Below are 8,656 nucleotides of genomic sequence, written 5' to 3'. Positions count from 1 at the left end.
TGTTAGAGAGTTTTTAAAATATTTTTAATTATTTTATTTGGTCTCATGGCGGCCCGGATCCGTTCCCACCACGCCCCCCGCTCCTCGGTGCGGAGCCTCAGCCGGGTCCGGCCGAGCGGGTCCCCGCGGCTCCTGGAGGTCTCGTCGGCGGCGGGGGCCGGTGGGGGCTGTCGAAGGGGCCGGCGACCGGGACGATCATGCCGCTGGGCAGCCAGTCGGGGCCGGTGGTGCCGTGGTGGGCTCCCGTGCCGCCGCCGCTGCCGGGGACGTACACGGTGGCGGCCGCGTACAGGCGGACCGGGCCGGCGGCCGTGCCGCGGGCCGCGCGCCAGGCCGTGTAGGCCGCGCCGGTGGGGGTCTCGCCGGGCAGCCGGGCGCCGAGCCGGGCGAGGTACCCCTCGGCCTCGGGGGCGCGGGGCGCGTAGCGCAGCGGGAGGATCTGGCCGGCGCTGGGCGTGAGCAGCGGGGCGGTGAGCAGCCAGGGCGCGAGGTACGTGCCCTCGGCGCGGGTGCGGCCGGAGGCGACGGCCCGGACGGCGGAGTCGGCTCCCGCCCAGCCGGTGGCGACGACGAGCGGCAGGCTCCGGGCGCCCGGGGCGGTCACGGTCAGCCCGGCGCGGGCGGCGGCGGCGCGGATCTCGGCGGCGGCGGCCCGGCCGCGCGGGGAGGAGTCGGCGGTCAGGGCCAGGGCGCGGTGGCCGCGGTCGGCCAGGTGGTCGACGGTGGTGCGGAGCGCGGCCGCGTCGGCGGGGGCGAGGGCGTCGGCGGGGCAGGTGGTGAGGGGTTCGGTGGGAAGGGGCGCGGCGGGGGCGGGGTGTCCGGCGTGGTGGGCGCCGGCTTCCGCGTCCGCCCGGCCGGTGTCGGTGTCGGCGGCCAGGGCGCGGCCGAGCGCGTGGTGGGCGCATTCGGGGCCGTCGGGGCCGCTCACGGTGGCCGACGGGGTGGGGGCGCCGCGGCCGGCCGTCGGGGTGCTGGTGTCCACCGGCAGGCCGGCGGTGGCTCCGCCGGCGGACACCCACAGGGTGCTGCGGCCGGGCGGCAGGTCGACCAGGGCCCAGGTCAGGGTGGAACCGGGGCGCGGGCGGCCGCGGGTGAGGCGGTCGGCGGCCGGGCCCGCGGCGCCGTCCGCGGCGCTCGTCGCGACGAGGTTGGTGCCGGGCCGGCCCGGCACCACGAGGACGGGCACCGGTTTCCCGCCGACGGTCAGCGAGGTCAGCACCGGGGTGCCGGACGGGAGGTCCGGTCGGGCGGCGGTCTGCCGGGGCGGGGTGGCCGCGGCTGTTCCGGCCAGCACCGCGCCGGCCACCGTCGCGGCGAAGTACGCCGTCACGGCGGCCCGGCCGCGCAGCAGGCGGCGCCACAGCAGCACGCCGCCGAGGGCGAGGGCGGCGGCCAGCACGGCCGCCGCCCCGAGGATGCCGTCGCTCACCGCAGGACGTCGTCGCTGACGACGAACAGGACGCCGTGCGGCTGGCTGTCGCCGTGCTCGCCGTGCGGCCAGGACGCGCGGTTGAAGCTGACGCACGGCTTGCCGGTGTGCTCGTCGCGGAAGGTGCGGTCCAGGGCCACGCGGCCGCCGCGGTCCAGGTCGAACATGCACACCCGGTGGTCGCCGCCGCCGCCGAAGGAGCCGGAGACGAAGTAGTTGGCGACGGCGATGCGGCGCACGGCGCGGGTCTCGCGGTACGTGCCGTCCGTGCCGCGCTCGAAGGTGTCCATGGCGCCCCAGTGCGGTCCGCCGTCGGAGGTGTCGCGGATCGGCACGGCGTCCACGAGGCTCGGGCAGTCGCGTTCGGACCCGCCCCGGTAGGCCTCGGCGAGCCGGTCGACGGAGCACCTGGCGTCCGGCCCGGCGGCCAGCAGCTTCTGGATGTCGAGGACGTACATCATGCCCGTGGTGGCTTCGTCGAGCGGCTGGCCGAAGGGCCGGGACTGGCCCATGACGGTGTGGAACAGGAACCGGTCGTCGGGGCTGACGGCCAGCCAGCTGGAGTTGTCCCCGCCGCCGTTGATCTTGGAGAGGGGGTTCATCGCCCGGTAGGCGGTGGTGTCGTCGAAGACCTCGCGCCACCGGGGGGCGGGGGCGGTGATGTCGGGCGTGTAGAAGACCGCGCCGCCGGCCATGGAGGAGACGAAGGCGCCCTTGTGGCCGGGCAGGTTCGTCAGGGCGGTCTCCATCACCACGCGGGACTCGCGGAAGAAGGGGCGCGGCTCCAGGGCCCCGCGCGGGCCGTCGGCGACCTTGCTGACCGAGGTCAGGCGCGGCTCGGCGCGGTCGGAGATGTCGAAGACGCGGACGGTCTGGCGGGCCAGGTCCTCCCGCAGCGGGGAGTCGGGGGTCATGAAGTTGCGGGCCTCGGCGAAGTCGCTGGCCACCATGACGTCCAGGTCCTCGCGCACGGCGATGCCGTGCGGGTTGGCGCAGCTGGCGGCCGGGAGCGCGGGGACGTTGCCGCACTGCTCGGGGTTCTCGCCGTCCTCGGTGGCGGCCGGGATCTCGGCGAGGGTCCTGCCGTCCCTGCCGATGTGCACGATCTCGCCCGGGGAGCCGCCGGCGCCGTTGCCGACGCGCACCTCGCCGTTCGTGTAGGTGCAGGGGCCCGTGACGTTCGGGCCGCCCATGTACGTGGCGTACGCGGTGCCGTCGCTCAGCACCTGGTAGGCGTCGGGCAGGGTGCCGCAGGGGGTGTCGGCGGCCGTGTTGACGCCGACGATCTTCAGCTGGGGCAGGGCGCCGGCGTCGAAGACGAAGGTGGTGTCGGACATGATGCCGCCGACGTAGATCCGGTCGCCCTTGTGCCAGGCGTACTGCACGTGGTGCGGCTCGTTGCCCTTGTTCGGGCCGATGGTGACGGTGTTGGCCACCTGCCCGTACGTCGGTGAGCCGGGGGTGGCGTCGATGACGGTGAGGAAGTCGGGGGCCGGCTGCCGGGCCGGGCCGGCCCAGGCGATCAGCCATTCGCGGCCCCCGCCCCGGGCCGCCTTCACCAGGTGGTTGGTGGCCGTGTACGTGACGCCGTCGCTCCCCTGGACCGCCGAGGTGGTCTCGACGGGGGCGTCCGCGGCGGCACCGGTGCCGTTCAGCAGACCGGTGGCCAGTCCCGCCGCCAGCAGGAACGGCAGCAGGCGCCGGACCGGCCCGCTGCGCCGGGGTCCTTGAAGGATCATCTCTGTTCGAGCCCCTCGGAAAGAAAAGGAAATGGACCGTCACTACGGGTGGGCGAAATAGCCCCGCCGTACTGTCGCACCACGGTGCTGACCCTCCGCTGACGCTTCTCTTACCGGTTCCTGACGGGGATTCGGCGGGCATTCGGAGAAACGGAACGCGCAGCCCGGGGGCCGGTTGTCCGGTCTCTTTCCTCGTGCATCAGCCACCCGTCAGCGGCGTATCGGCACCCCTTCCCTATTCTTCTGGACGGGCGTCGTGATATTTCGCGGACATCGTTTTCGGGATGCGCGTCACAGGTCACGAGGGGGCAGCCGGTCGGCGACCGGGAACGAGCGGGACCGGCGCGCCCCGGCCCCTCGGCTCCCGTCCGCTCCCGTCGGCAGGGCGTGCCGGAATCCGCCGCGGCGCCGAGCGCGCCGCTCACCGAGAAGGGTCTGGCATGACGGTCTTCGTCACGGTCCGGGACACCACGCGTCCGCACGCCCTGTCGCACCTCGCCCCGGAAGACCGCGAGCGCGAAGGGCACTTCTAGCCATGGCCACCCCTCCCCTGCTCCGCTTCGCCACCGCCGGTTCGGCGGGCGACGGCAGGTCCGCGCTCGTCGGGCGCCTGCTGCACGACTCCGGGGCGGTCCCGGAGGCCCGGTCGGCGGCCGCGGAGCGGGTCCCGGCCGCGCGGGAGCGGGGCGGCACCGCCGACGTGGCCTACCGCCACTTCGCCACCGCCCGGCGCCGGTTCGTCCTCGCCGACGCCCCGGGGCCCGCGCAGTACACCCGGACCGTGGTCACCGGCGCCTCGACGGCCGACCTCGTCCTCGTCCTGGCCGACGCCCGCGACGGCGTCGTCGAGCAGACCCGCCGGCACGCCGCCGTCGCCGCCCTGCTGCGCGTCCCGCACGTCGTCCTCGCCGTCGACAAGATGGACCTGGTCGGCCACCGGGAGTCCGTCTTCGCGCGCACCGCCCGCCGGTTCACGTACTACGCGGGCGAGCTGGGCGTCTCCGGGATCACCGCGATCCCGGTCTCGGTCCTGGCCGGCGACAACGTGGTGGAGCCGTCCGCGGTCATGGACTGGTACGGCGGCCCGACGGTGCTGGAGCACCTGGAGACCGTCTCCGTGGACTTCGGCCCGGACCGCGCGGAGGCCCGCTTCCCCGTCCAGTACGTGCTCCGCCCGCGGACCGCCGGGCGCTCCGGCCACCGCGGCTGCGCCGGCCGGATCACCGCCGGCACCTTCCGGGTCGGGGACCCCGTGCTCGTCCTGCCGTCCGGGCGGGAGACCGTCATCGCCGGGATCGACCTGCTGGGGCGGCCGGTGGAGGCGGCCTGGAGCCCGCAGTCGGTCACCCTGCGGCTCGCCGACGACCTCGACGTCTCGCGCGGGGACCTCATCGCCCCGGTGGCGCACCCCCCGGCGGTCACCCGCGACGTGGTGGCCACGGTCTGCCACCTGGCGGACCGGCCGCTGAGCACCGGCCAGCAGGTGCTGCTGCGGCACACCGCCCGCACGGTCGGTGGGGTCGTGGCCTCGATCCCCTCCACGCTGGCCCTGGACGACCTCGCGCGGCGCCCGGCCCCCGCCCGGCTGGTCGCCGGCGACATCGGCCGGGTGCACATCCGCACCGCCGAACCGCTCGCGCTGGACGACTACGCCGACTCCCGGTCCACCGGCTCCTTCCTGCTCGTCGACCGGACCGACGGGACCGTCCTGAGCGCCGGGATGGCGGGCGAGCCGTTCACCGACCACGCATGGACCTCCTGACGTGTCCGCGGGCCCGGCCCGGCCCGGGGGGGGGGCCCCCCGGCCCCGGGGCCCCGCCCGCCCGGCCCCCGGGCGCCCGGGGCCCGGTGGCGCCGTCGCTCCGACCCTGACACCGGGGTGACGGCGGCTCCACCCAGAGGAGGTGGGGGCACCCCGACGACTCCGACTTGAGGGGGAGCCGGGTTCGGGACCTGGGGCCGATCCGCCCGGTACCCCGCCGCTCCTAGCGTGGAACCATGACTCCGCCACCCACTGGCCCCGTCTGCGCCGCCGCCTCGACGGCCGTCACCCGGCCCGCGCAGCGCACCGCCCCGCGCACCTCGCCGCGCCAGGGACCGCGCCCGTTCGCGTACCCCTCGTTCTCCTCGTTCGTGAGGGCGCGGGGGCCGCTGCTGCTGCGCACCGCCCGCTCGCTGACCGCGAACCCGAGCGATGCCGAGGACCTGCTCCAGACCGCGCTCGCCAAGACCTTCGTGGCCTGGGAGCGGATCGAGGACCACCGGGCCCTCGACGGGTACGTGCGCCGGGCGCTGGTGAACACCCGCACCTCGCAGTGGCGCAAGCGCAAGGTCGAGGAGTTCGTCTGCGAGGAGCTGCCGGAGCCGGTCGGACTGCCCGAGCCGGACCCGGCCGAGCGCCAGGTGCTGCACGACGCCATGTGGCGCGCCGTGATGAAACTCCCGGAGCGGCAGCGGCAGATGGTCGTCCTGCGGTACTACGAGGACCTCAGCGAGGCCCAGACGGCCGAGGTGCTCGGGGTCTCCGTGGGCACGGTGAAGAGCGCCGTCTCCCGGGCCCTGGGCCGGCTGCGCGAGGACCCGGAGCTCATGGCGGACGCCGTCCGCTGAACCGGGCCCCGGCACGTACCGCCGCCACCCCCGCTCCCCCCTCGCCGAACCGGCGCCCCCGTCGGCTTTCGCCAGCGATCACTGGCAATTTCCGTACTCCCGGGTAGTGACATACCGCTCGGTACGTGCGCAGAATCTGCACATCCTTACTGCCACGTAGCGCCCACCGGGAGGACGCCCCGTGTACAGCACCATGCAGGACGTACAGCTCACCCTCGGCCGCATCCTCGAACACGGCCGCCGGGTCCACGGCAAGTCCACCGTCACCACCTGGACCGGTGAGCCGGAGCCGCAGCGCCGCTCCTTCGCCGAGATCGGCGACCGGGCCGCGCAGCTCGCGAGCGCGCTCCGCGACGAGCTGGGCGTCCAGCCGGGCGAGGCCACGGCGACGCTGATGTGGAACAACGCCGAGCACGTCGAGGCGTACTTCGCGATCCCGTCCATGGGCGCCGTCCTGCACACCCTCAACCTGCGGCTTCCCCCCGAGCAGCTGGTCTTCATCGTCAACCACGCCGCCGACCGGGTCGTCCTCGTCAACGGCTCCCTGCTGCCCCTCCTCGCCCCCCTCCTGCCGCACCTGCCGACGGTCGAGCACGTCGTCGTCGCCGGCCCCGGCGACCGCTCCCTCCTGGAGGGCGCCGCACCGCGCGTCCACGAGTACGAGGAGCTGATCGCGGGCCGTCCGACCACGTACGCCTGGCCCGAGCTGGACGAGCGCACGGCCGCCGCCATGTGCTACACCTCCGGCACCACCGGCGACCCGAAGGGCGTCGTCTACTCCCACCGCTCGATCTACCTGCACTCCATGCAGGTGAACATGGCCGAGTCGATGGGCCTGACGGACAAGGACACGACCCTGGTCGTCGTCCCCCAGTTCCACGTCAACGCCTGGGGCCTGCCGCACGCCACCTTCATGACCGGCATCAACATGCTGATGCCGGACCGTTTCCTCCAGCCGGCCCCGCTCGCCGAGATGATCGAGCGCGAGAAGCCGAGCCACGCCGCCGCCGTCCCCACCATCTGGCAGGGCCTGCTCGCCGAGGTCACCGCCCACCCGCGCGACCTCTCCTCCATGAAGCAGGTCACCATCGGCGGCGCCGCCTGCCCGCCCTCCCTCATGGAGGCGTACGACAAGCTCGGCGTCCGCCTCTGCCACGCCTGGGGCATGACGGAGACCTCCCCGCTCGGCACGATGGCGAACCCGCCGGCCGGGCTGACCCCGGAGGAGGAGTGGCCGTACCGCGTCACGCAGGGACGTTTCCCCGCCGGCGTGGAGGCCCGGCTCGTCGGCCCCGATGGCGACCACCTGCCCTGGGACGGCGAGTCGGCCGGCGAGCTGGAGGTGCGCGGCACCTGGATCGCGGGCGCGTACTTCGGCGGCGTCGGCGCCGAGCCGATCCGCCCCGAGGACAAGTTCAGCGAGGACGGCTGGCTCAAGACCGGTGACGTCGGCGTGATCAGCCCCGACGGCTACCTCACCCTCACCGACCGCGCCAAGGACGTCATCAAGTCCGGCGGCGAGTGGATCTCCAGCGTCGAGCTGGAGAACGCGATCATGGCCCACCCGGCCGTCGCCGAGGCCGCCGTCGTCGCCGTCCCCGACGAGAAGTGGGGCGAGCGCCCGCTCGCGACCGTCGTCCTCAAGGAGGGCGAGACCGCCGACTACGCGACCCTGCGGGACTTCCTCGCCACCGAGGGCGGCATCGCCAAGTGGCAGCTGCCGGAGCGCTGGGCGATCGTGCCGGCGGTCCCGAAGACCAGCGTCGGCAAGTTCGACAAGAAGGTCATCCGCAGGCAGTACGCGGAGGGCGAGCTGGACGTCACCCGGCTCTGACGCGCGGAGCGGAGCGGGGGAGGGCCGTGACGGCCCTCCCCCGTTCTCAGTTGGTGCCGATCTTCGCCAACAGGTCGACGATCCGGGCCTGGACCTCGGGGCTGTTGGCGCGCTCGGCGAGGAAGAGGACCGTCTCGCCGGAGGACAGCTCCGGCAGCTTCTCCCCGTCGAGGTCGGCCGAGGTGTAGACGACCAGCGGGGTGCGGTTGAGCTGCCCGTTCGCCCGCAGCCAGTCGATGATCCCGGCCCGCCGGCGGCGCACCTGCATGAGGTCCATGACCACCAGGTTCGGCCGGAGCTCGCCGGCCACCGCCACCGCCTCGGTGTCCGTGGCCGCCCGCGTCACCTGCATCCCGCGCCGCTCCAGGGTGGCGGAGAGGGCGTTCGCGATGTGCTCGTTCTCCTCGATGACCAGCACCCGCGAGGGGTGCTGCTCGCTGTCGCGCGGCGCGAGCGCCTTGAGCAGGACGGCGGGATCGGCGCCGTACGCCTCCTCCCGGCCCGCCTGCCCGAGCCCGGCCGCGAGCAGCACCGGCACCTCGGCGGCGACGGCCGCCTGGCGCAGCGACTGGAGCGCGGTCCGGGTGATGGGCCCGGTCAGCGGGTCGACGAAGAGCGCGGCCGGGAAGGCGGCGATCTGCGCGTCGACCTCCTCGCGGGAGTGCACGATCACCGGCCGGTAGCCGCGGTCGCTCAGAGCCTGCTGGGTGGACACGTCCGGCGCGGGCCAGACGAGCAGCCGGCGCGGGTTGTCGAGCGGCTCCGGCGGCAGTTCGTCGTCGACGGGCAGCGGCGCGGGCCGGTTGACGACCTCGACCGCGCCACCGGGCCCGTCGAGCGGCTCGGGCCCCTCGGCGGAACCCTCGGCGGGCGCTCCTATCGCGTACGCGCGCCCCCGCCCCTCGGACCCGGCGACGGCCGGGAGGCCGAGCGGCTCCGGTGCGGACGCGGGTACGGCCCCGGCGGCGGTGGCCGGAAGCGGGGAGGGAGCGGGCCCGGCGGCCGGGGCCGGCGGGTCGGTCTCCGGCGGCGCCGCGAGCTTGC

5 protein-coding genes and 1 pseudogene are annotated in these 8,656 nt (G+C 74.9%); 3 read left to right on the top strand and 3 right to left on the bottom strand.

Annotation, left to right across the window (positions count from 1 at the left end; translation table 11 throughout):
- Positions 1 to 97: 97 nt before the first annotated feature.
- Positions 98 to 1,429: a hypothetical protein gene (locus AB0E83_RS34160; RefSeq protein ID WP_362120508.1), complete on the bottom strand. Its 1,332-nt coding sequence runs from the start codon at positions 1,427 to 1,429 to the stop codon at positions 98 to 100.
- On the bottom strand, positions 1,426 to 3,168 hold the full coding sequence (locus AB0E83_RS34155; RefSeq protein WP_362120506.1) for a hypothetical protein: 1,743 nt from the start codon (positions 3,166 to 3,168) through the stop codon (positions 1,426 to 1,428). The genes AB0E83_RS34160 and AB0E83_RS34155 overlap by 4 nt, the downstream gene beginning before the upstream one ends.
- A gap of 535 nt (positions 3,169 to 3,703) precedes the next feature.
- On the opposite strand from AB0E83_RS34155, the gene AB0E83_RS34150 reads away from it, so the two are divergent.
- From AB0E83_RS34150 to AB0E83_RS34140, 3 genes are all read left to right on the top strand, one after another.
- Positions 3,704 to 4,930 (top strand): GTP-binding protein, encoded by a 1,227-nt coding sequence (locus AB0E83_RS34150; protein WP_362120505.1) that lies wholly within the window; start codon positions 3,704 to 3,706, stop codon positions 4,928 to 4,930.
- 236 nt (positions 4,931 to 5,166) lie between these two features.
- Positions 5,167 to 5,778 (top strand): SigE family RNA polymerase sigma factor, encoded by a 612-nt coding sequence (locus AB0E83_RS34145; RefSeq protein ID WP_362120503.1) that lies wholly within the window; start codon positions 5,167 to 5,169, stop codon positions 5,776 to 5,778.
- Positions 5,779 to 5,959: 181 nt separating this feature from the next.
- On the top strand, positions 5,960 to 7,612 hold the full coding sequence (locus tag AB0E83_RS34140; RefSeq protein WP_362120501.1) for a long-chain fatty acid--CoA ligase: 1,653 nt from the start codon (positions 5,960 to 5,962) through the stop codon (positions 7,610 to 7,612).
- Between the two features lie 46 nt (positions 7,613 to 7,658).
- Here AB0E83_RS34140 and AB0E83_RS34135 read toward each other — a convergent pair.
- Positions 7,659 to 8,656: pseudogene (locus AB0E83_RS34135) on the bottom strand (PAS domain S-box protein); the annotation flags it as partial.

Origin of the sequence: Streptomyces sp. NPDC035033 (assembly GCF_040636735.1) — a bacterium.
Lineage (GTDB): Bacteria > Actinomycetota > Actinomycetes > Streptomycetales > Streptomycetaceae > Streptomyces.
This window is presented reverse-complemented; position numbering and strand designations above follow the sequence as displayed.

What these genes read in the sequence shown, in the direction of transcription:
- AB0E83_RS34155 (WP_362120506.1), bottom strand. Translation starts at nt 3,168, where the DNA reads ATGATCCTTCAAGGACCCCGGCGCAGCGGGCCGGTCCGGCGCCTGCTG.
- AB0E83_RS34150 (WP_362120505.1), top strand. Translation starts at nt 3,704, where the DNA reads ATGGCCACCCCTCCCCTGCTCCGCTTCGCCACCGCCGGTTCGGCGGGC.
- AB0E83_RS34145 (WP_362120503.1), top strand. Translation starts at nt 5,167, where the DNA reads ATGACTCCGCCACCCACTGGCCCCGTCTGCGCCGCCGCCTCGACGGCC.